A 22,317-nucleotide genomic window follows, 5' to 3' on the forward strand; every position below is an offset into this window, starting at 1 on the left:
AATGAAACAATTTAATAAATACAATCTTGGCTGGCTCATTTTTATTGCGGGCGCTTATTTACTCATTTGGTTAGGAATTTATCTTGGATTAATTGATGCTTTTTATGAAATCACCCTGATTACAATTGGTCTTAACATCATTTTAGCGCTAGGGTTGAATTTGATTATCGGATTTTCGGGACAATTTTCATTGGGTCACGCAGGTTTTATGTCGATTGGTGCGTATTGTTGTGGAATTATGACTTTAAAAATTCCTACAATGCTAGGGTTTGCAGCGGGTATTTTACTTGGGATAGCCGTAGCTAGTTTGGTGGCGTTGGTAGTTGGAATTCCAACGTTACGTTTAAAAGGAGATTATTTGGCCATTGCAACATTAGGTGTGTCAGAAATCATTCGAATCGCTATTTTAAATATGGGAGATTTGACAAATGGAGCTGCTGGTTTAAGTGGCATTCCGTACTTTACAACATGGCAAATTTTATTTATCTTTGTAGTTTTAACAACCATTATCATTGTAAATTACATTCGTAGTAGTCCGGGAAGAGCGACAATTGCTGTTCGAGAAGATGAGATTGCAGCAGAATCAATGGGAATTTATACAACAAAATACAAAACCATTGCCTTTATCATTGGCGCAGCGACGGCAAGTATCGCAGGTTCGTTACACGCGACTTACTTCAGTGTGATTAATCCATCTGATTTTGGTTTTATGAAATCTGTTGATATTTTAATTATTGTGGTTTTTGGTGGTTTAGGGAGTATTACCGGAACCTTTATTGCAGCTATTCTATTAGGGATTATCAATATTGTTTTGCAAGATTTTGGTGCAATTAGAATGATTATCTATGCGGTAGCATTGATTGCGATTATGGTATTTAAACCTTCTGGTTTGTTAGGCACAAAAGAATTTACGATTAAAGGATTGCTTGATCGATTGCATAAAAATTCTCCTAAAAAGGAGGGAGAAGAATGAGTTTATTAGAAGTAAAAAAATTAACGAAGAACTTTGGCGGTTTAGCGGCTGTTTCAATGGTGAATTTAGAATTAGGAAATAATGAATTGGTGGGCTTAATTGGGCCAAATGGTGCGGGGAAAACGACCTTATTTAACTTGTTAACAGGCGTTTATGCTCCATCCGAAGGAACCATTGATTTAACTGTAGACAATAAAACGCAGAGACTTAATGGCAAGAAGCCCTATAAAATTACTGATTTAGGTTTAGCAAGAACGTTTCAAAACATTCGTTTATTTAAAGAACTAACTGTGTTGGACAATGTTTTAATTGCGATGCATGGCAAAGATAAGGTAGGTACTTTACGAAGTATTTTAAGAACCCCAGCGTTTTATCAATCGGAAGAAAAAATGAAACAAGAAGCCATAGCGTTGCTTAAATTGTTCAAATTAGAAACAAAAGAAAAGGAATTGGCTAAAAATTTACCTTATGGGGAGCAACGAAGATTAGAAATCGTTCGTGCTTTAGCAACAAAGCCTAAAATTTTATTTTTAGATGAACCGGCAGCTGGGATGAATCCGCAAGAAACAGCTGAGTTAACAGCCTTGATTCGCCAAATTCAACAACAATTTCAAATGACTATTTTGTTGATTGAACACGATATGTCTTTAGTAATGAAGGTTTGTGAACGAATCTATGTTTTAGAATACGGTCGCATGATTGCACATGGAACGCCAAATGAGATTAAAAATAATGAGGCTGTTATTAAGGCCTATTTAGGTGGTGACTAGCATGTTAAAAGTATCCGATTTATCAGTTCATTATGGAGTAATTCAAGCAATTAACAAGATTAATTTTGATGTTCATGAAGGCGAAATCGTGTCGTTGATTGGTGCCAACGGGGCTGGGAAATCAACGATTTTAAAAGCAATTACAGGCTTACATCGAAGCAGTCAAGGAGAGATTCTCTTTAAAAATCAAGCCATTCAAAAAGCGACGACTAAAAAAATTGTGGAAGCAGGCATTTCTCTTGTTCCGGAAGGACGCCATGTTTTCAGCGGTATGACCGTTTTAGAAAATCTTGAGTTAGGTGCTTATTTAAGAAAAGATAAAGCTGAAATCAAAAAAGACCTCGAACACATCTATGATCGTTTTCCTGTTTTAGCCGAACGAAAGAAACAAGATACCGCCACATTATCAGGTGGTGAGCAACAAATGGTAGCAATGGGGCGAGCAATGATGTCTCGACCAAAGTTGTTGCTTCTCGACGAACCGTCAATGGGGCTAGCGCCTATCTTCATTAAAGAGATTTTTAATATTATCGAAGCTATTAATCAACAAGGAACGACAGTGCTTTTGATTGAACAAAATGCGAAAGCCGCTCTTTCAATAGCTGATCGAGGATACGTTCTTGAAACTGGGAAAGTTGTATTAACAGGAACAGGAAAAGAATTATTAGCCAGCGATGAAGTTCAAAAAGCTTATCTAGGAGGGTAACCAATGGATGTCCATACGTATATGTCAAAAGAAGTGATTACCATTTCGCAAGATACAAAAATTTTAGAAGCATTGGATGTGATGAAAGCCCATAAAATCCATCGCTTGCCAGTAGTTGAAAAGGGGCAGTTAATTGGGTTAGTAACAGAAGGTGTAATTCAACAAAATTCACCATCCACTGCAACGAGCTTAAGCATTCATGAATTAAACTATCTGTTGACTAAAACGACGGTTAAGGAAATTATGCTAACCGATGTTAAAACGATTTCCCCAAATGCTTTACTAGAAGAGGCTGCGGTAAGAATGCGAGAGAATCAGATTAGTGTCTTACCAGTCGTTGAAAACCAAAATCAAGTAGTGGGAATCATCACAGAAAAGGATATTTTTGATGCATTTATTGATTTACTAGGCTATTACAATCAAAGCTGTCGCGTTGTAGTAGATATTCCAGAAGATCATACTGGTATTTTAGAAAACATTACTCACTTATTTGCCACAGAAAAGATGAGTATCGATCAAATTGCCGTATATCGTAAGACAGGGTTAACGCAAGTCGTGATTCAAGTGGCAAGTACCGATGATGCGAAAATTAAAGAGATGTTAACCCAGCAGCACTACCATGTAAGTTCGTGTCTTTTGAAAAATGGCAAATAAAATAAAAATCATAGTATGTATTGGTCTCATACCAATACATACTATGATTTTTTAGTTTTATTCAAAGTCGTAATGTAATCCCCATCGTTCACGAACAGTATCCATTATAGTTAAGACATCGTATGAAAGTGGTAAGAAAGGATCTTTTTTATTTGCTAATATCCAATCTGTCAGGGCAGTAGCCTCGTAATTTAACGCCTCTCCACTATTTCCAGCTTCAATAAGTTCTGTTTTTCCATCAGGTCGAGTTAATGTCGCTGACGTTGCACGAGGGTAATCATCTACAGTGATATAACCATCTTCGCAAGCGATGATTCCTCGTTTTGGCATTTTAGCACGGAAGGTAAGTGAGACAACAGCCATTTCATTGTCTTTATTTTTTAAAATAATCCCTGATTGCTCATCTACCCCTGTTTCAAATAGATTCATAGTGGTTAAGATCTCATGTGGCTGACTATTTAAAAAGAAACGAGTAAAAGATAACGCATAAGTGCCAATATCAAGTAAGGCGCCACCAGCGAGGGCTTTATTGTAAAAACGATTAGTAGGATCAGTTTCCTTTAAGCTTCCAAATGACACTTGGAGCATTTTTAATTTTCCAATGGTTCCACCATCTACAAGTTCTTTTAATTTATGATAAAGAGGCATATGGTAAATCGTCATAGCTTCTGATAAAATCAAGTGCTTTTCAGATGCCAAATCCATAGCGGCTTTTAATTGTGTGCCATTCATTGTAATGGCTTTTTCACAAAGAACGTGTTTGCCTGCCTGAAGACTCTTCATAATCAAGTCGTAGTGATGGCTGTGAGGCGTTGCAATGTAAACGATGTCGATGGCTTGATCATTTAATAGTTCGTCGTAATTGCCATAAGCGTTTTCAATTTGATGCTTTTCTGTAAATGCTTTTGCTTTTTCAAGAGAACGTGACCCCGCTGCATAAAGCGTAGCGTTTGGTGCCTTAAAGCTAGTGGCAAAGCTACTTGCGATATCCCCTAAACCTAGTATTGCCCAGTTGACTGTTTTCAATATAAAAACCTCCTAAGAATGAAGATAAATCAATCATCTTTCAGCATCATTGTAACAAAAGAAGTAGTCAATTCATAGTATAAAAAATGGGCTGAATTATTCCTTTTTCAATAATCAATTAAAGAAATCACTAAAATCGTCTTGATTTTTTCAAAAACGATTTTCTTATAGTGTTTCATAGGTTAGAATAGAAATGAAGGGGTTGAAGGTGAATGACAACATGGGAGAAGTTTAGACAAAATACGTCACTAAGACGTTTTGTCGTTTTTTTAGTAATTTGTTTGGTTTTATACTTAATTAAAGAAGTTTTAAGCTTAATTTTATTAACTTTTATTTTTACCTATTTAGTAATGCGGTTAGTAAAATCAATTCAAAAACGAGTTAAAATATCCCCTAAAATTATTGTGGTGGTTACGTATTTATTGATTGTTTCTTTATTTTATTTTGCAGTGACACACTACGTACCAAAACTGATTTTTCAAACGGGACAAATGATTGAATCGGTTTACCATTTCTATGAAAAACCACATAATAATAGTGTGATTTTAGATTGGATCGGTCGAAATTTAGATAGTGCAGAAATAAAAGATCAAGTGAAATCGGGAATTGCTTTGATCTTTAGTTATATTACAAGCATTGGTTCAATGAGTTTAACGTTCGTTTTATCATTCATTTTAAGCTTTTTCTTTTCAGTAGAAGAAGAGCGTGTTGCGAGTTTTAGTAAGTTATTTTTCAAAAGTAAAATTGGTTGGTTTGCTAAGGATGTCGCTTATTTAGGTGGGAAATTTATTGATACTTTTGGAGTTGTGATTGAAGCGCAATTCTTAATTGCGATTGTGAATACAGTGATTACGATGATAGGGTTGTACATTTTAGGCTTTCCTCAATTATTAACACTGGCGATTATGGTCTTTATTTTAAGCTTAATCCCAGTAGCAGGAGCTTTTATCTCTTGTATCCCTCTAAGCTTAATTGCCTATACAGTAGGTGGTTTCCAAGATGTGCTTTATGTTTTAGGAATGATTTGTATCGTGCACATGCTTGAATCCTATGTTTTAAATCCTAAATTAATGTCTTCAAAAACAGAGCTTCCTATTTTTTATACCTTTATTATTTTAATGTTTTCTGAGCGTTTCTTTGGAGTCTGGGGGTTGATAGTTGGAATTCCAATTTTTATTTTCTTATTAGACTTACTGGATGTGAAAACGATTCGCCGTAAACTGACTAAAAAAGAAAGTTAACTGTTTAAAAGTTCCTTATTAATATATTAATAAGGAACTTTTTTTGATATTCAGATATCATAATAGTTGTAAATTCACTTATTAAGTGTAAAATAAAGGTAGTTGTAGCAATCATTTAACTTTTTATTCTAAGGAGGAACCAATGATGAATCAAGCACTTGTTAGAATTGTTTTAATGGCTATTAAGGAAAAATATGTAAGTGAAAAGGCATTTTATAAAGATCAATTAGGAATCACCCCTCAAAGTTGGGATCGCTGGAAAAAAGGCGAGCAAGGACTGAAAAGTGAAAATATGCAGAAAATCGCTCGATTGTTTACGGAATACGAATGGATGCTTGTTCAAAAAGTATGCCGAAATGCGACAATTTTACCAGAAGTTGAAGCCAATTCAGTCACTGAATTTCAATCAATCAAATTTCATGTTGCAAAAAAATGGGTAGATACTGGAGTAGCAACGCTTAAATTCAAACAGTCAGATCAAAAGACAAATCAATCGTCTCAATTAAAACCAGCCGTAACAACACTAAGCATTGAAATGAATTATGACTTTTGGAGCTATAAAGATCGAATTGAGTTGCGTTTGCCAGGTGTGATCCAGCAGCAGATTGAAACAGAAAAACAAGATCTACTAGAATGGTTTAATGAAAATATTGAAGAAGAGTTTAAAATAATTGAATAACGATTATAAAAGGAATTTGTGAATAAAAGCAAATTCCTTTTTTTATTTAAATAATGAAAGGAAGTAAATTGCTTATTAAAAAATTAACTTTTTAATGGTATGATAGCTCTAGATGTTTAATGGTAAAAATTATTTTATTAGCAAGAAGCTTATTTTTGTCCATTTTTATTTTTGATAGTAGTTTTTAAATAACGATAACAATAGATTTATCTTAAAAATAGTCTTGTTTTTTTGACAAATTTTAAGTTATCTATTAATTTTAAAAACAGTTGCATTTAGTAAATGAGTCTACTTTAAGAATCGCTTCTATTAAAATAATTATTCGAAAAATATCTCAGACTGTTTATTGCTCTGATTATTTATGAACAACTTACATAAATGACTGGCACATAAAATTTGAATAAAAGAATTGGAGTTTTAAGTTATGTACAAAAAAGTATCAATCGTGTTATTAAGTTTAACAATTCTAAGTGGATGTCAATTTTCTGGAACAACTGCAGAATCTAATAAGGACACTTCCCATTCAAAAGAAATAGCCAAAGACACAGCAACAAAAACAAAGAAACAAGAAGATCCTTTACCTAACGTATCTTCAAATGATTGGAATTTAATTTTAGTCAACAATGACCACCCAATGGAAGCCATTGAAACACCATTGAAGGTTTTGCCAAATGGCCTACAAATTGATGAACGAATGGAAACAGATTACAATGCTTGGATGAACGCAGCCAAAGAAGCTGGCTTTAATATGGTATTAGTTTCTAGCTATCGTTCATATGATTTACAAAAACAAGTATACAACCAATCCATTTCAGACAACCAAAGCCAAGGGATGAGTTATGATGATGCGGTTGCTGAAACAAAAAAATATGTCGCTTTTCCTGGATCAAGTGAACATCAAACAGCTTTAGCGATTGATATTGTTGACGATGAATGGTTGGCAACAGGTAAAGGATTAATTCCTGAATATGATCAAACTGCCTCTCAAAAATGGCTTGTTCAAACAATGAAAGATTATGGCTTTATTTTAAGATTTCCTAAACACAAAGAAGATCTTACTAAAATTAGTTATGAGTCATGGCATTTTAGATATGTGGGAAAAGAAAATGCTGCCTACATTATAGATCATGATTTATCGTTAGAAGAGTATATTACCAAACTTCAAGAAGCGGGAAAATAACACATTCTAATGAGATTAAATAGAAAGGAGAGAAGCTTGTTGGTAAAAAAGAAAAGTAAATTTGTATTTTTTGGAAAGAAACGCACGATTTTCCCTAGTTATATTGTAGCCAGTTTATTTATTGTGACGCTTATTTTTTTCGGCACCCTTTCTCTTCTTTCTAAAGTTTCACCAAAAGAAGAAGCAACAGTTGAAATTAGCCAAGAAGAACAGTTTATTCAAAAAATCGCTAGTCATGCACAAGTTCTCTACCAACAATATCAAGTATTGCCAAGTATCAGTATTTCCCAGGCAATATTAGAGTCAGATTGGGGCACAAGTGAATTGTCAACTTTGAATAATAATTTTTATGGTATCAAAGGAACCGATGCAAGCAATACAGTTTTGATGACCACGAAAGAATTTGAAAATGGTCAATGGATTGAAATCAACGCACGCTTTAGAAAGTATGAAGACTGGAAAGAGTCAATGGAAGATCACGCAAAACTCTTTGTTAATGGAACAACTTGGAATGCAGATCAATATGCGACTGTTAGAGCTGCTAAAAATTATCAAGAGGCTGCACATGCTTTACAAGCATCGGGTTATGCAACAGACCCAGACTACCCAGCTAAATTAATTGAATTGATTCAACAATACAAACTTGATCAGTATGACCAAAAAGGACCATAAAAATTTATTTTTTTATGGTTTTTCAATAGCTTCTTTTTTGTAAAACAAGTAAAATAGAGCTACGAAGGAGTGATACAATGAAAGGTAAACAAGAACAAACGATTCCGACAATTACAACGGATTTACGAAAAGATATTATTACTGTTCCGAAGTCTATTAGTCAGGCAAGTGGGATTCGTATTTTTGGAAAATTGATTCGATCTATTATTTTTACAACAGATATAGCGATTATTTGCAACAATGATGCAGATGCAGTGATAGCTGTTTATCCTTTTACACCTCACCCAGCGATTATTCAAAGCATTACCTTAGCAGCCAATATTCCTGTTTTTTCAGGAGTAGGTGGTGGACTTACTCATGGGAAACGATCAGCGAATATCAGTTTATTTGCTGAAGCACAAGGCTCATTAGGCGTCGTAGTGAACGCGCCAACACCTACAAGTACGATTAAAGAGATCAGTGATAATATCGATATTCCAATTATTGGAACCATCGTTTCAGAATTTACAGATATTCAAGAAAAAATGAATGCTGGAATCAGTATTTTAAATGTCAGTGGTGGTGCGCATACAGCAAAAATGGTGAAAAAAATACGCAAAGATTTCCCCGATATTGCCATAATCGCCACTGGTGGACCTACCGAAGAATCTATTATTGAAACAATTGAAGCCGGTGCAAATGCTATCACCTATACGCCACCATCAAATGGTGTTTTATTTAGTAAAAAAATGGAAAACTATCGTGATAAAGAGGAAGCCCAGTTTCAAGAATAAATCAAAAGGAGGAAGAGAAGATGATTATTACAACAACTAATTCAGTAGAAAATAAAACAATCAAAAGCTATGAAGGCATCGTATTTGGTGAGGTGATTTCAGGTATCAATATGCTAAAAGATATGGGAGCAGGCCTTCGCAATATTTTTGGTGGACGCTCACAAGGATATGAGAACGAGTTGCTAAATGCTCGTACTGAAGCGTTGAAAGAAATGGAAGAACGAGCTAAAACAATGGGAGCCGATGCTGTTATTGGAGTGAAGATGGATTACGAAGTATTAGGTGCTGATAATGGAATGTTGATGGTAACTTGTAGCGGTACAGCAGTTAAATTAAATTAAAAATATGAAAAATTAGAGGAAGAAGTACAAATTCTACTCTGATTTTTTTATTTCTTAACAATTTTTTTACTATCATTCCCTATTTTGTTGGCATATAATATAATAAAATAGAGAGTGCTTTAAATTGAAAGGAAGTTGATAGTTTTGGGAGAGTCTCGTAGTCAAGAAAAAAAGCCAACTAAACTAGGATTGATTATTGGTGCAGTTGTTTTGGTAGTTGCAATCATTGGAGGAACAAGTTATTATTTTTGGAGCAATAGTCACAAAGATGAAAATGCAGCTAATAATGCTGCTAAAGAATTTACAACTGCTTTAAAAAAACAAAATTTTAAAAAAGTCAGCCAACTAGTATCTCCTCAATCTTTAAAAGCAGTGGATTATACAAAAGAAAGTTTGATGGATAAATACACAACTATTTTTGATGGTATTGGCGCTAATAATATTGAAATCAAAGAGTTAAAAGTTGAACCTGTTACAAAAAATAAAGAATATAAAATGAGCTACACAATGAATGTTACTACCAGTTTAGGTGAATTGAAACCAGAAAAACATGAAGCGAAGTTAACCAAAGCTGGAGATGATTATTTAGTAGACTGGGATGCCCATTTGATTTTTTCTAAAATGGAAGCAACGGATAAAATCAGTGTGACCACAACAACCGCTACTCGTGGAGAAATTCTCGATAAAAATGGAGAGCCTCTAGCCAATTTAAAAAAAATACCAGAAGCGGGTATCGTCCCAAATGATTTAGGGGAAGGCGATGCGAAAACCGAAGCAATTAAGACTATTAGTGAAAAGCTTAGTGTACCAGTTGAAACGATTGAAAAAAAATTAGGTGCAAGCTGGGTAAAACCTGAGCTATTAGTTCCAATTAAAGTCATGAAAGCAGGAGATACGCCGGTTATTCCAGGTGTCCAATATACATTAAGAGAAATGAGAAATTATCCTCTTAATGAAGCAGCTGCCCATTTAATTGGTTATGTCGGAGAAGTTTCAGCAGAAGACATTGAAAAAAATAAATCCTTAAATGCTGGAGATATTATTGGGAAATCTGGCTTGGAAGCAGCTAAAGATAAAGAATTACGTGGTAAAAATGGTGGACGCATCGTTATCAACGACAAAGACCAAAATTTAAAAGCAGTTCTTCAAGAAGTGGATAAAGTCGAAGGGGAAACAATCACCTTGACAATCGATAGCAAGATTCAAAAGCAAGCCTACGATCAAATTCAAGGTCAAAAAGGCTCAGCAGTAATGATGAATCCAACGGACGGTTCATTGATGGCTTTAGTAAGTAGTCCATCTTATGACGCAAATTTAATGACAAGTGGCATTTCGTCAGCAGAATACGACCAATATGCAAATGACAAAAATTTACCATTCTTAGCTAGATACGCTAGTAATTATGCGCCAGGTTCGACGTTCAAAACGATTACTGCAGGAATTGGGTTAGATGCAGGAATCACAACACCAGATAAAACCCATGATATTAGTGGCCTAAAATGGCAAAAAGATTCCTCTTGGGGAGATTATTTTGTCACACGAGTAAGCGACGTGCCAACTGTTAACATGACACAAGCCCTTGTTTATTCTGATAATATTTATTTTGCCCAAGAAGGTTTAGCAATGGGAAAAGAAACCTTTGAAAAAGGGTTAAACAAATTTATTTTTGGTGAAACGTTAGACTTGCCAATTGCGATGGATCCAGCACAAGTAGCCAATAAAAAAGGCCTTAATAGCGATATCTTATTGGCAGATACAGCCTACGGACAAGGTCAATTGCTAATGAGCCCAATCCAACAAGCAGTATCTTACACGCCTTTTGCAGACAACGGTCAAATTAGGTATCCAAAATTACTATCCGATCAAAAAACAGCTGAATCAAAACAAGCGATTACGGATAAATCAGCAACAATTGTAAAAGATGCGTTAATTGAGACAGTAAATTCCCCACAAGGAACAGCACATACGTTAGCTATTCCAGGGCATCAAATTGCCGCTAAAACCGGAACCGCTGAATTAAAAGAAAAGCAAGACACTAAAGGAGACGAAAATGCGTTCTTACTAGCCTTTGACGCTGACAATAACAATTATTTATTAGTAGCGATGTTAGAAGGCGGAACGAGTCGAGATGTTATTTCAAGAATGCGTCCTGTTCTTGAAGGTATGTATTAAAAAATAACAAAAGCAGTTATCTTTTCTAAGGTAGCTGCTTTTCCCTATTCAAAAGGAGAGCAAGCATGATAAAAGTTGTATTGACTCAAAATTCAGCCAAGCAAGAAGCGATGGCGAAATACATGAAAAATCAGTTCCCATTTGCAGGGATAAGTGCACCTCTTAGAAAAAGCCAATCTAAAGAGATGTTAAAAGAAAGTAAAACTTGGCCAATTCAAGAAGTTTTATCAGAAGTTAAACGCTACTATGCGCTAGAAAGTCGTGAATACCAGTATATTGCAATCGATTTATTGCAACAAAACATTAAGCGACTCAGCTATGAAGAGTTTGCTCCATTATTTTACTTAGTGACGGAAAAGGCATGGTGGGATTCTGTAGATTCATTAAGAGCAGTTATTTCAAGATGGTGTTTAGTAAATCCTGAAAAATTTGATTTAGTATTTCAGCATTTTACAACAAGTAAAAATTTTTGGAACCGACGAGTAGCCATCAATTTGCAATTAGGCTACAAAGAAAAAACACAAACAAATTATCTGCAAGCAGCAATTGTTCAAGATATAGATACGAATGAATTTTTTATTCAAAAAGCAATCGGCTGGTCACTTAGAGATTATAGTAAAAGCAACCCAGCTTGGGTAAGAAAGTTTATTTTAGAAACTCCTAATTTAAGTTCACTAGCTGTTCGAGAAGGGACGAAGTATCTTTGATAAAGGCGAATATTAAAACAAGCCATTTTTTTAATGTCTTGTTTTTAATCATTCTCCAAAGAGAACGTTTTCAGCTGATTTTCATCAAATTAGTGTTGCTCTTTTAGGGTTTGTGTGTTAATTTAATAGAAATAGAAATCCTATATTTACTGGTTTAAATCATTAAAATAAAATTGGATTGTTGGTCTTTTGAGAAACATCCTTCAATAAAAACTTATATAATAGCCAAAATAAGGTTGGCGAGTATCTACCCAGAACCGTAAATTACTGGACTATAAGTAAAGAAATTAATGAACAGTTTGACTGTGTTTTTTCTTTGCTTTGGTAAAAAAAGCAAAGGAAAGACACAGTTTTTATTTTTTTTAATTTAAGCACTAAATTTAGGCGATTTAACAAAAAAAGGAGTTTATCAAACATGAAATTATTAGAAGACCGTATTTTAACAGATGGCGTTGTCCTTGGGGAAGATGTATTGAAAGTAGACAATTTTTTAAATCATCAAATTGATCCAGTATTGATGCAAGAAATTGGCAATGAATTTGCACGTATTTTTAAAGGCCGAGGAATCAACAAAATAATTACTATCGAGTCTTCTGGTATCGCTCCAGCAGTATTTGCAGGACTTAAAATGGAAGTTCCTGTTATTTTTGCAAGAAAACATAAAAGTTTAACATTAACAGATAATTTATACAGTGCGAGTGTCTATTCTTTTACAAAAAACGTTACAAACGAAATTGCAGTGTCAAAAAACTTTTTAGATACTTCTGATAATGTGTTATTGATTGATGATTTTCTAGCAAATGGACAAGCTGCAATTGGCTTGATTGATATTTGTAAACAAGCAGGTGCGAAGGTAAGCGGTATGGGAATCGTCATTGAAAAGTCTTTCCAAAAGGGTCGTCAAATTGTTGAAGAAAGTGGTGTTGATATTGCATCACTTGCTCGAATTGAAGCATTTGTGGATGGCAAAGTAACCTTTGTGAAAGAGGAGGAAGCGTAATCGTGTTATCTAATGGAAAAGCAGCAGCTTTAGGATTACAACATGTTTTAGCTATGTATGCTGGAGCGGTTATTGTACCTCTTTTAATAGGTGGAGCGTTAGGTTTTAATGAAACGCAAATGACGTATTTAGTTTCCATTGATATTTTTATGTGTGGTGTCGCGACGCTTCTACAATTAACAGTTAATAAATTTTTTGGAATTGGACTACCGGTTGTATTGGGTTGTGCAATTCAAGCAGTATCCCCACTAATCTTGATTGGTTCTAACCAAGGAATTAGCGCAATGTATGGATCAATTATTGTTGCAGGAATTTTTATTTTGTTAATTTCTGGTATTTTTTCAAAAATAAAACGATTTTTTCCACCGGTTGTAACCGGAACGGTAATTACTGTAATTGGTTTAACCTTGATTCCTGTTGCGATTGAAAAAATGGGTGGCGGATTAAAAACAGCTCCAAATTTTGGAGACAGTCAATTTTTAATTCTATCCTTTTTAACAGTAGCTGTTATTTTGGGTATACAAGTTTATGGAGTTGGATTTATGCGATCAATCGCCGTTTTAATTGGTTTACTGGTAGGAACGATTGTAGCTGCAATGATGGGGCTAGTAAGTCTATCTCCTGTTTTACATGCCTCTTGGTTTCATATGCCAACACCATTTTACTTTGGCACCCCAACATTTGAATGGTCTTCTATCGTGACGATGATTCTTATTTCGCTGGTGAGCATGGTAGAATCAACAGGTGTTTATTTTGCACTTGGTGAAATTACTGAAAAAGATATTAGCGAAGATGATTTGAAACGTGGCTATCGCGCAGAAGGCTTGGCCGTTTTATTAGGCGGAATTTTTAATACATTCCCCTATACCGGATTTTCTCAAAATGTAGGGCTAGTTCAATTGTCTGGTATTAAAAATCGTAAACCAATTTATTTTTCAGCCGGATTTTTGATTTTACTAGGATTGTTGCCTAAGATTGGCGCGATGGCAACCATTATTCCTGAACCGGTTTTAGGTGGAGCGATGTTAGTGATGTTTGGAATGGTTGCGATTCAAGGAATTCGAATGCTGGTTAAAGTTGATTTTATGGTAGATGCAAATCTGTTAATTGTTGCTGTGTCAATTGGATTGGGACTTGGGGTCACAGTTGTTCCTGATATCTTTAAGCAATTTCCTGCAACGGTACAATTATTTACTGGTAACGGTATTGTGGTCGCAAGTATCACATCAATTGTTTTAAATTTAATTTTAAACCCAAGAAGTTTGAAGCAAACCAGTCGAGTAGTTGGCAGTGAATTTGCTGAAACTGGAAAATAAAAATGAAAACAGTGAAGAGAATGATTTCTTTTCATTGTTTTTTTTGTTTCTTTTCTTTATCATGGAGGTTGTAAGGAAAGAAGGTTTTAAAATGGGAATTGATTTAAAAATAATCGGCATGATTTTTGTGATTAACTTTTGTTACATCACACTAAATACAATTCGTTTTATGCTAACGATGAAAGGGTATCGTTTAATAGCGCCAATCGTTAGTGTTTTTGAGATTACTATCTATGTTGTAGGACTAAGTATGGTCTTAAATCGTCTGGATAACCCTTGGAATTTGGCTGCATATGCAATCGGTTATGGTGTCGGAATTGCAGTGGGCATTAAAATTGAGGAATACCTAGCTTTGGGTTACATTATGGTCACAGTAATTATTCCAGATGTGGAAAGCAATGTTCCAGAAGAATTAAGAGATTTGGGGTATGGGGTAACGATGAATTATGCCTATGGACGTGAAGGTGAGCGGATGATTTTAGAAATATTAAGTCCTCGTAAAACCGAAAGACTTCTCTATAAAGAAATCCATAAATTAGAACCAAAAGCATTCGTCATTTCCTATGAGCCTAAGTACATCAGCGGAGGTTTTTGGACAAAAAAAGTTCGAAAAAGAAGAAAAGCCATGCAAGACTAAAACACATAAAAACGAAGTCAGACATAAAAAATTGTCTGACTTTTTTTTATGCCGTGAAATAGAGTATTTAGGCTTATAAACGGTCATCATGATTTAACTGAATAAGAACCCCAAAAGGATCTTGAATAACGCCGTATGCCTCACTAAAGGCATTGCCAGATAAAGGGACAAGTACTTTTACTCGAGGTGCACTCACTAAGTTAGTATAAAACTGTTGAATTTGTTGCAAATCAGCACTTTGAATACATAAAGAAAGGTTGTTTCCAATTTGAAAAGGTCGTTCCAAGTCCATACTTTCTTCAGCAATCATGACTTTAGTTTTGCCAATTGTTAGAACAGAGTGAGAAATAAACTGTTTATTTTCTTCGGTTACTAGGAGAGAAGAGTCACGCTCCGCCATTTCCTCATAAGTAATTTTAAATTGTTCCTTGGCATGTAAGTGTTTTTTGTAAAAAGTGATTGCCTCTTGTGCTTTGCCATTCATTGAAAGAAAAATACCGATTTCTAACGTTTGATTCATTCTAAAAAACTCCTTTTTATTTTATTGATAATCGCTTCATTCAGTTGATTGATTATCTTGACTTCAGTATAGTAGATAAAGAGATCAAAACATGACACCTTTTAAAGGAGCAGAAGAATGAAAAAATCAGAACGGTTAAATGATATGATTCGATACTTGAATGATCGCTCTTTCTTCAACTTGAAAGAACTAATGGAGCGTTATACTATTTCCAAAAGTACTGCACTTCGTGATGTGCGTTCTTTGGAAGAGTTGGGAATGCCCATTTATACTGAGTATGGACGCTATGGGAAATATGGTATTTTGCAAAATAGACTCTTATCGCCAATTTTATTTACGATTGATGAAATTTATGCTCTTTATTTTGCGATGCTTACATTAGAAGCGTATCAATCCTCACCATTTCATTTAAGTGTAAAAAAATTGAATGAAAACTTTGAAAAATGTTTATCGAAAGATCAATGGCAACATCTTCATAAAATGAAGAAGGTTCTAAATTTTGAATCATACCCGCATCCTAATGTGAGTTCTTTTTTAGATCAAATTTTAGAAAGTATTTTAACTGGAAATGAGTGTACTGTTAGTTATTTAAAAGGAGAAGTGGAACAAGTTTATTCTGTCCAATTCTTTAAAATATCGGCTAAATTTGGACAATGGTATGTCAGTGGAATTAATTTGAAAACAAAGCGCATGATTGTTTTTAGAGGTGATAAAATAACTAGTTTTGATGTAGAAAATAGACCTTCATCGTTTCTTTCAGAAGAATTATTACAGTTATCTATTCACCAACAGACGAAATTAGGAACAGATTTTGAAGTCGAGATAAAAGAACAAGCTAAGGATCTATTTTACAAAGAAAATTACCCATCTATGAAGTTGATTGAAACCGATAAAATTATAATTAAGGGAAGCTACCAACAGCATGAAGAGCCTTTTATTGCTAATTATTTATTACGATATGGAGAGACTATTTTGGCTATTAGGCCTCCAGCATTAAAAAAAATAGTTGAAAATAGAATAAACGAGTTAGCAAAATATTATCAAAACATAAAATAAGCTTAAAAGCGAACGATTTATTAAAAATTAGATATAATATTCGATAATAATTGACTCCTTTACATGGCCTTGTTAAAATCAAAGAGAAGAGATTGGATGAGGGGGAAATAATTTGATCAATGAAGTCGCTGTTATCATGGGAAGTACTTCTGACTGGGAAACAATGCAATATGCGTGCAAAATTTTAGATGAATTTAAGGTTCCGTATGAAAAAAAAGTGGTTTCCGCTCATCGAACACCCGACTATATGTTTGAATTTGCAAAAACGGCTCGTTCTAAGGGGATTAAAGTAATTATTGCTGGTGCAGGAGGTGCGGCTCATCTACCAGGAATGGTGGCGGCAAAAACAACTTTACCTGTAATCGGAGTCCCAATTGAATCAAAAAGTTTAAAAGGAATGGACTCCCTGCTTTCAATTGTACAAATGCCAGCCGGTGTTCCAGTAGCAACGGTTGCGATTGGAAAACCAGGAGCCACAAACGCTGGATTATTAGCTTTACAAATGTTGTCAATGACAGATGAGGCAATTACTGATAAACTAAATAAGAGAAGAAAAGAAATAAAAGAAAAAGCAATGGAAAGTAGTGATGAACTTGTCTAATCTGATCGTTCCAGGAAAAACAATCGGAATCATTGGTGGAGGACAACTTGGGCGTATGATGACCTTATCAGCTAAAGAAATGGGTTATCGAGTAGGAGTCTTAGATCCAGAAGCCAACTGTCCAACCGCTCAAGTAGCAGACTGGCAAATTATAGCAAAATATAACGATGCAGAAGCATTAATGGAGTTGGCTTTAAAGTGTGATGTTATTACCTATGAATTTGAAAATGTTGACGTAGATGCATTAAGCAAAATTGAATCTATTGTGAAAGTTCCACAAGGTAGCGATTTATTATCTATTACACAAGATCGTTTATTAGAAAAAGCGTATCTAGAAGAAAATAATATCAATATTGCACCTTATGCGACAATTATTGATTTAGAAGATATTCGTTTAGCTATTGATAGTATTGGATTTCCTTGTGTTTTAAAAACCATTCGTGGCGGATATGATGGTAAGGGACAAGTTGTTTTATATAGCGAAGAAGACATTCCAAAATGTGAATTTTTACTACAAACAGGCATTTGTGTGCTAGAAGCATGGATTCCTTTTGAACGTGAGTGTTCCGTTATGGTGGCGCGAAACGAAGCAGAAGAAATTACTGTATTTCCAGTTGTAGAAAACTTGCATCGTAAAAATATTTTACATGAAACGATTGCTCCAGCAAGAATTCCTTTAGACGTTGCAGAAGAAGTTAAACGCGTCGCGATTGTGATTGCAGAAAAGTTAGAACTAGTGGGGGTCTTAGGCATTGAGTTATTTTTAACTTCAACGGGCACACTCTATGTTAACGAACTAGCGCCTCGTCCACACAATTCGGGACATTATTCAATTGAAGCTTGTACATTTTCACAATTTGATGCACACATTCGCGCAATTTGTGGATGGCCATTGCCCCAAGTTGAATTGCTCTCACCAGCAGTAATGGTGAATGTATTAGGAGAACAAATCGAAGAATCGTTATTTCAAATTTTATTAAAACCAGATTGGCATTTCCACTATTACGGAAAAGGAATTGCAAAACTAGGCCGTAAAATGGGACATATCACGATTTTAACAAAAGACATTGAACGAACATTAGAAACCATCGAAGATACTGGAATTTGGGAATAGGAGCGAATTAAACAATGATAGAACGTTATACAAGACCGGAAATGGGTAAATTATGGACAGATGAAAACCGTTATGATACTTGGCTAGAAGTCGAAATATTAGCAGACGAGGCATGGGCGGAACTAGGAGACATTCCAAAAGCTGATGTAGAAAAAATTCGTAAAAATGCTCGTTTCGACGTAGCGAGAATTCTAGAAATTGAGCAAGAAACAAGACACGATGTTGTAGCATTTACCCGTGCAGTTTCAGAGTCACTTGGGGAAGAACGTAAATGGGTTCATTATGGTTTGACAAGTACAGACGTTGTCGACACAGCTTACGGTTATCAATTAAAACAAGTGAATGATGTTCTTCGTCAAGATTTGACTAACTTCTTAACGATTATTGGTGAAAAAGCGAAAGAACATAAAATGACTGTTATGATGGGAAGAACTCACGGAGTCCACGCTGAACCAACAACATTTGGCTTGAAATTAGCTTTATGGTATTCCGAAATGAAACGCAATATTGAACGCTTTGAACATGCTGCAAAAGGTGTTGAAGCTGGGAAAATTAGTGGCGCTGTTGGAACCTTTGCGAATATCTCTCCCTTTGTTGAGGAATATGTATGTGATAAATTAAGGATAAGAGCGCAAGAAATCTCAACTCAAGTATTGCCTCGTGATTTACATGCAGAATACTTGTCTTCGATTGCATTAATTGCAACAAGTATCGAAAAATTTGCCACTGAAATTCGCGGTTTGCAAAAATCTGAAACTCGCGAAGTAGAAGAATTTTTTGCAAAAGGTCAAAAAGGTTCATCAGCAATGCCTCATAAGCGTAACCCAATTGGTTCAGAAAATATGAGCGGCTTAGCTCGTGTGATTCGAGGACATATGGTAACTGCTTATGAAAACGTAACGTTGTGGCATGAACGTGACATTTCACATTCATCTGCAGAACGGATTATTTTACCTGATGCAACGATTTTATTAGATTATATGTTAAACCGTTTTGGCAATATTGTGAAAAAATTGACAGTTTTCCCTGAAAATATGAAACGCAATATGGAGGCAACATTTGGTTTGATTTACAGTCAACGAGTATTGTTGAAATTGATTGACAAAGGAATGAGCCGTGAGGGAGCCTATGATTTAGTTCAACCTAAAACAGCTATTTCATGGGACAATCAAGTACCATTCCGTCCATTATTAGAAGAAGATGCTGAAATTATGTCGATTCTATCAATGGAAGATTTAGATGATGCATTTGACTATCATTACCATTTAAAGAATGTTGATACAATTTTTGATCGAGTTGGTTTAAATAAATAAACTAAAAACTTCCCTTCTTTAGGGAAGTTTTTTTTATTAAAAAAAAAGCCACCTGAATTAAATCAGATGGCTAAAAGGAGTTGGTTCTTTACTTTGGAGGAGTAAAGAATGAAAAAATAAAAAAGTTGGTTGTTGTTTGGTTATAAATATAGTATAAGCAATAAATATGACGAAATAATGATTAAATTGGTACGAATATGTAAAAAAAGTGTGAATTTTTTTTGAATTTATCCTAAATTTAGTTTTCTCTTAGTTCTTTCTTTAGAATAAAACGCGAAAATAGAAGCGAAGGAAGTGGGCATATGAAGGTTGTTAAAGGGATTTTACAGTTTACTTATCAGCAAATACAGTGTTGTTTATTTCCTATAATTATTGTTATATCACTTGGACTAACGAAATACATATCAATTGGAATGATTCCTCGATACGATCTGTTGTTGCTAATTTGTATCTTTACACAAATCACACTGCTTTATTTTAAACTAGAAACCAAGGATGAATTAAAGGTTATTATGTTATTTCACATTATTGGATTAGTATTAGAAATTTACAAAGTTCAATTTGGATCATGGAGTTATCCAGGTGCTGGTTTTTGGAAGATTGGTGGTGTCCCGTTGTATAGTGGTTTTATGTATTCAAGTATAGGGAGCTATATTTGTAAAGCATGGAAGGTTTTTGATTTGAAAATGAGTACGTGGCCAAATACTAAAGTAGTTATTTTATTGTGCAGTCTGATTTATCTGAATTTTTTTACCCACCATTTTATGGTTGATTTGCGTTGGTTTTTAATTGTAGCCGTATTTTATTTATTTTATCCTACATGGGTCTATTTTACAGTCGGTGAAAGTCGCCTGAAAATGCCGCTAAGCTTTTCTTTTCTATGCATTGCTTTCTTTATCTGGGTAGCAGAAAATATTGCAAGTTTTTTTGGTGCGTGGGCTTATCCAGATCAATTAAAACAATGGCGCTTCGTACATCTTGGGAAAATAACAAGTTGGTATCTACTGATTATTATCAGTATCATGATTGTTGCGCAACTAAAGATGACTAAAAATGAACTGAAAAAATAAGCTTACAAATAATAAGCGAAAATACTTGCTATTTTTCTTGAATGGGTGTATAACTATCTTAAGAGTTGGTCAGTGATGGTCAGACTCTTAATCAAGAACATTAACCAAGGAGGTTTGTAAGTTATGGCAAAACAACATTATGAAAGAACAAAAGAACATGTAAACATTGGAACAATTGGACACGTCGATCACGGGAAAACAACATTAACAGCGGCAATCACATCAGTTTTAGCGAAAAAAGGTCTTGCAAATCCTCAAGATTACGCTAGTATTGATGCTGCCCCAGAAGAACGCGAAAGAGGAATTACCATTAATACAGCTCATGTAGAGTATGAAACAGAAAAACGCCACTATGCTCATATAGATGCACCAGGACACGCAGATTACGTAAAAAACATGATTACTGGAGCTGCACAAATGGATGGCGCAATTTTAGTGGTATCTGCAACAGATGGTCCTATGCCACAAACACGTGAACATATTTTGCTTTCACGTCAAGTTGGAGTAGAAGATTTGATTGTTTTCATCAATAAAGAAGATTTAGTCGATGATCCAGAATTAACCGATTTAGTTGAAATGGAAATTCGTGAATTATTAACAGAATATAAATACCCAGGTGATGACATCCCTGTGATTCGTGGTTCTGCTTTAAAAGCATTAGAAGGAGATCCAGCAGCAGAAGCAAAAATTATGGAATTGATGGATACCGTTGACAGCTATATCCCAACACCAGATCGCGATAATGCAAAACCATTCTTAATGCCAATTGAAGATGTCTTTACGATTACAGGTCGAGGAACTGTCGCAAGTGGTAGAATCGATCGCGGTACCGTTAAAGTTGGCGATGAAGTCGAATTAATTGGACTATTCCCTGAAACGAAGAAAACAACCGTGACAGGAATTGAAATGTTCCGTAAAACACTTGATTTTGGAGAAGCAGGCGATAATGTTGGAATTCTATTGCGTGGTATCGGTCGTGAAGAAATTGAACGTGGTCAAGTATTAGCAAAACCAGGCAGTATTACACCTCATACAAAATTTAAAGGTGAAGTATATGTCTTGTCTAAAGAAGAAGGAGGACGTCATACCCCATTCTTTAATAATTACCGTCCACAATTCTACTTCCACACGACTGATGTAACTGGAGTGATTGAACTTCCAGCAGGAACTGAAATGGTGATGCCTGGTGATAATGTAACAATTGATGTAACGTTAATTGCACCTATCGCCGTTGAAATGGGAACGAAATTCTCCATTCGTGAAGGTGGTAGAACCGTTGGTGCAGGAGTTGTAACTGAAATTGAAGATTAAACAAAAAAAGACACTTTTGAAGAAAATTCAAAAGTGTCTTTTTTTGTTTAGTTAGGAATAACTTCGATTTTATAACCATCTGGATCTGTAATAAAATAATAGCCAAATTCCAAACCAGGCAATCCTTTGAAATCCGTGACATTCAAACCAGCTGCCACTTGTTTTTCATGAAGCTCTTTAATATTATCCACGCCAATAGCAATATGACCATAGCCATTCCCTAAGTCGTAAGCCGTTTCTTGGTCATAATTATAAGTTAGCTCCAACTCATAGTCACTGTTATCAAAAGCGAGATAAACCAGTGTAAATTGATGCTCTGGAAAATCAAGACGACGACTTTCTTTTAAACCCAGTACATTTGTGTAAAAATCAAGAGATTTATCTAAATCTTTAACACGAATACAAGTGTGTAACATTTTTGAAGACATTATAAGCCACTCCTTTTGAAATTTAATTATTCTTTGTATTTAGGATACAGGGAAATG

General features: G+C 34.8%; 24 protein-coding genes and 1 riboswitch. Of the genes, 21 read left to right on the plus strand and 3 right to left on the minus strand.

The genetic code is table 11. The annotated features are described in order from the left end of the window. Position 1: 1 nt before the first annotated feature. From AC07SW_RS04885 to AC07SW_RS04900, 4 genes are read left to right on the plus strand one after another with little or no spacing between them, the layout of a single operon-like run. Positions 2 to 973 (plus strand): branched-chain amino acid ABC transporter permease, encoded by a 972-nt coding sequence (locus AC07SW_RS04885; protein WP_034570974.1) that lies wholly within the window; start codon positions 2 to 4, stop codon positions 971 to 973. Further along, positions 970 to 1,743 carry an ABC transporter ATP-binding protein gene (locus AC07SW_RS04890; RefSeq protein ID WP_074401963.1) on the plus strand — a complete coding sequence of 258 codons (774 nt, stop codon included), beginning with the start codon at positions 970 to 972 and terminating at the stop codon, positions 1,741 to 1,743. Before AC07SW_RS04885 ends, AC07SW_RS04890 begins: the two co-directional genes overlap by 4 nt. Position 1,744: 1 nt before the next feature. Continuing rightward, the gene (locus tag AC07SW_RS04895; RefSeq protein WP_034570968.1) at positions 1,745 to 2,449 is read left to right on the plus strand and encodes an ABC transporter ATP-binding protein; all 705 of its coding nucleotides are present in this window, start codon (positions 1,745 to 1,747) and stop codon (positions 2,447 to 2,449) included. A 3-nt stretch (positions 2,450 to 2,452) separates the two neighbouring features. Further along, a complete protein-coding gene (locus AC07SW_RS04900; protein WP_494632364.1) occupies positions 2,453 to 3,103 on the plus strand; it encodes a CBS domain-containing protein in 651 nt (216 codons plus the stop codon). A gap of 57 nt (positions 3,104 to 3,160) precedes the next feature. Here the strand turns inward: AC07SW_RS04900 and AC07SW_RS04905 are convergent, their stop codons facing one another. Then, entirely contained in the window at positions 3,161 to 4,129 is a 969-nt protein-coding gene (locus AC07SW_RS04905) for a Gfo/Idh/MocA family protein (RefSeq protein ID WP_135025066.1), read from the minus strand. Positions 4,130 to 4,341: 212 nt separating this feature from the next. On the opposite strand from AC07SW_RS04905, the gene AC07SW_RS04910 reads away from it, so the two are divergent. From AC07SW_RS04910 to AC07SW_RS04960, 11 genes are all read left to right on the plus strand, one after another. Further along, positions 4,342 to 5,370 (plus strand): AI-2E family transporter, encoded by a 1,029-nt coding sequence (locus AC07SW_RS04910; RefSeq protein ID WP_311780053.1) that lies wholly within the window; start codon positions 4,342 to 4,344, stop codon positions 5,368 to 5,370. Between the two features lie 145 nt (positions 5,371 to 5,515). Continuing rightward, positions 5,516 to 6,049 carry a hypothetical protein gene (locus AC07SW_RS04915; protein ID WP_487528511.1) on the plus strand — a complete coding sequence of 178 codons (534 nt, stop codon included), beginning with the start codon at positions 5,516 to 5,518 and terminating at the stop codon, positions 6,047 to 6,049. Positions 6,050 to 6,473: 424 nt separating this feature from the next. Then, entirely contained in the window at positions 6,474 to 7,229 is a 756-nt protein-coding gene (locus AC07SW_RS04920; RefSeq protein WP_119907723.1) for a M15 family metallopeptidase, read from the plus strand. 39 nt (positions 7,230 to 7,268) lie between these two features. Next, positions 7,269 to 7,901, plus strand: a complete 633-nt coding sequence (locus AC07SW_RS04925; RefSeq protein WP_311780055.1) for a glycoside hydrolase family 73 protein — start codon at positions 7,269 to 7,271, stop codon at positions 7,899 to 7,901. 77 nt (positions 7,902 to 7,978) lie between these two features. After that, positions 7,979 to 8,674: a beta/alpha barrel domain-containing protein gene (locus AC07SW_RS04930; protein WP_034570951.1), complete on the plus strand. Its 696-nt coding sequence runs from the start codon at positions 7,979 to 7,981 to the stop codon at positions 8,672 to 8,674. 20 nt (positions 8,675 to 8,694) lie between these two features. After that, a complete protein-coding gene (locus tag AC07SW_RS04935; protein WP_034570949.1) occupies positions 8,695 to 9,015 on the plus strand; it encodes a putative heavy metal-binding protein in 321 nt (106 codons plus the stop codon). A gap of 144 nt (positions 9,016 to 9,159) precedes the next feature. After that, complete coding sequence (gene pbp4, locus AC07SW_RS04940; protein ID WP_494632366.1) at positions 9,160 to 11,187, plus strand: penicillin-binding protein PBP4(5); 2,028 nt, start codon at positions 9,160 to 9,162, stop codon at positions 11,185 to 11,187. Between the two features lie 65 nt (positions 11,188 to 11,252). Beyond that, the gene (locus tag AC07SW_RS04945; RefSeq protein ID WP_494632367.1) at positions 11,253 to 11,894 is read left to right on the plus strand and encodes a DNA alkylation repair protein; all 642 of its coding nucleotides are present in this window, start codon (positions 11,253 to 11,255) and stop codon (positions 11,892 to 11,894) included. Between the two features lie 194 nt (positions 11,895 to 12,088). Next, a riboswitch (purine riboswitch) is annotated at positions 12,089 to 12,189 on the plus strand. A 120-nt stretch (positions 12,190 to 12,309) separates the two neighbouring features. Next, positions 12,310 to 12,894: a xanthine phosphoribosyltransferase gene (locus AC07SW_RS04950; RefSeq protein WP_494632368.1), complete on the plus strand. Its 585-nt coding sequence runs from the start codon at positions 12,310 to 12,312 to the stop codon at positions 12,892 to 12,894. Between the two features lie 53 nt (positions 12,895 to 12,947). After that, positions 12,948 to 14,210, plus strand: coding sequence for a nucleobase:cation symporter-2 family protein (locus tag AC07SW_RS04955; RefSeq protein WP_494632410.1), 1,263 nt, complete (start codon positions 12,948 to 12,950; stop codon positions 14,208 to 14,210). Positions 14,211 to 14,301: 91 nt separating this feature from the next. Beyond that, on the plus strand, positions 14,302 to 14,847 hold the full coding sequence (locus tag AC07SW_RS04960) for a DUF2179 domain-containing protein (RefSeq protein WP_119907728.1): 546 nt from the start codon (positions 14,302 to 14,304) through the stop codon (positions 14,845 to 14,847). A gap of 73 nt (positions 14,848 to 14,920) precedes the next feature. Here the strand turns inward: AC07SW_RS04960 and AC07SW_RS04965 are convergent, their stop codons facing one another. Further along, the gene (locus tag AC07SW_RS04965; RefSeq protein ID WP_311908085.1) at positions 14,921 to 15,367 is read right to left on the minus strand and encodes a VOC family protein; all 447 of its coding nucleotides are present in this window, start codon (positions 15,365 to 15,367) and stop codon (positions 14,921 to 14,923) included. Between the two features lie 117 nt (positions 15,368 to 15,484). Between AC07SW_RS04965 and AC07SW_RS04970 the strand changes: the two genes are divergently transcribed. The 6 genes from AC07SW_RS04970 to tuf all read left to right on the plus strand — a co-directional run bounded on the left by AC07SW_RS04970 (position 15,485) and on the right by tuf (position 21,832). Next, positions 15,485 to 16,423, plus strand: coding sequence for a helix-turn-helix transcriptional regulator (locus AC07SW_RS04970; protein ID WP_494632369.1), 939 nt, complete (start codon positions 15,485 to 15,487; stop codon positions 16,421 to 16,423). Positions 16,424 to 16,535: 112 nt separating this feature from the next. After that, positions 16,536 to 17,024, plus strand: a complete 489-nt coding sequence (gene purE, locus AC07SW_RS04975; protein WP_201785263.1) for a 5-(carboxyamino)imidazole ribonucleotide mutase — start codon at positions 16,536 to 16,538, stop codon at positions 17,022 to 17,024. Next, positions 17,011 to 18,138: a 5-(carboxyamino)imidazole ribonucleotide synthase gene (purK, locus tag AC07SW_RS04980; protein WP_174222329.1), complete on the plus strand. Its 1,128-nt coding sequence runs from the start codon at positions 17,011 to 17,013 to the stop codon at positions 18,136 to 18,138. Before purE ends, purK begins: the two co-directional genes overlap by 14 nt. A gap of 14 nt (positions 18,139 to 18,152) precedes the next feature. Further along, entirely contained in the window at positions 18,153 to 19,451 is a 1,299-nt protein-coding gene (gene purB / locus AC07SW_RS04985; RefSeq protein ID WP_494632371.1) for an adenylosuccinate lyase, read from the plus strand. Between the two features lie 302 nt (positions 19,452 to 19,753). Then, positions 19,754 to 20,521: a DUF817 domain-containing protein gene (locus AC07SW_RS04990; RefSeq protein ID WP_034570921.1), complete on the plus strand. Its 768-nt coding sequence runs from the start codon at positions 19,754 to 19,756 to the stop codon at positions 20,519 to 20,521. 123 nt (positions 20,522 to 20,644) lie between these two features. Then, the gene (tuf, locus tag AC07SW_RS04995; RefSeq protein ID WP_109841423.1) at positions 20,645 to 21,832 is read left to right on the plus strand and encodes an elongation factor Tu; all 1,188 of its coding nucleotides are present in this window, start codon (positions 20,645 to 20,647) and stop codon (positions 21,830 to 21,832) included. Positions 21,833 to 21,879: 47 nt separating this feature from the next. Here the strand turns inward: tuf and gloA are convergent, their stop codons facing one another. Then, positions 21,880 to 22,260, minus strand: coding sequence for a lactoylglutathione lyase (gene gloA, locus AC07SW_RS05000; protein WP_034570916.1), 381 nt, complete (start codon positions 22,258 to 22,260; stop codon positions 21,880 to 21,882). Positions 22,261 to 22,317 lie beyond the last annotated feature (57 nt).

Source organism: Carnobacterium sp. GW821-FHT04C06, from assembly GCF_059420345.1.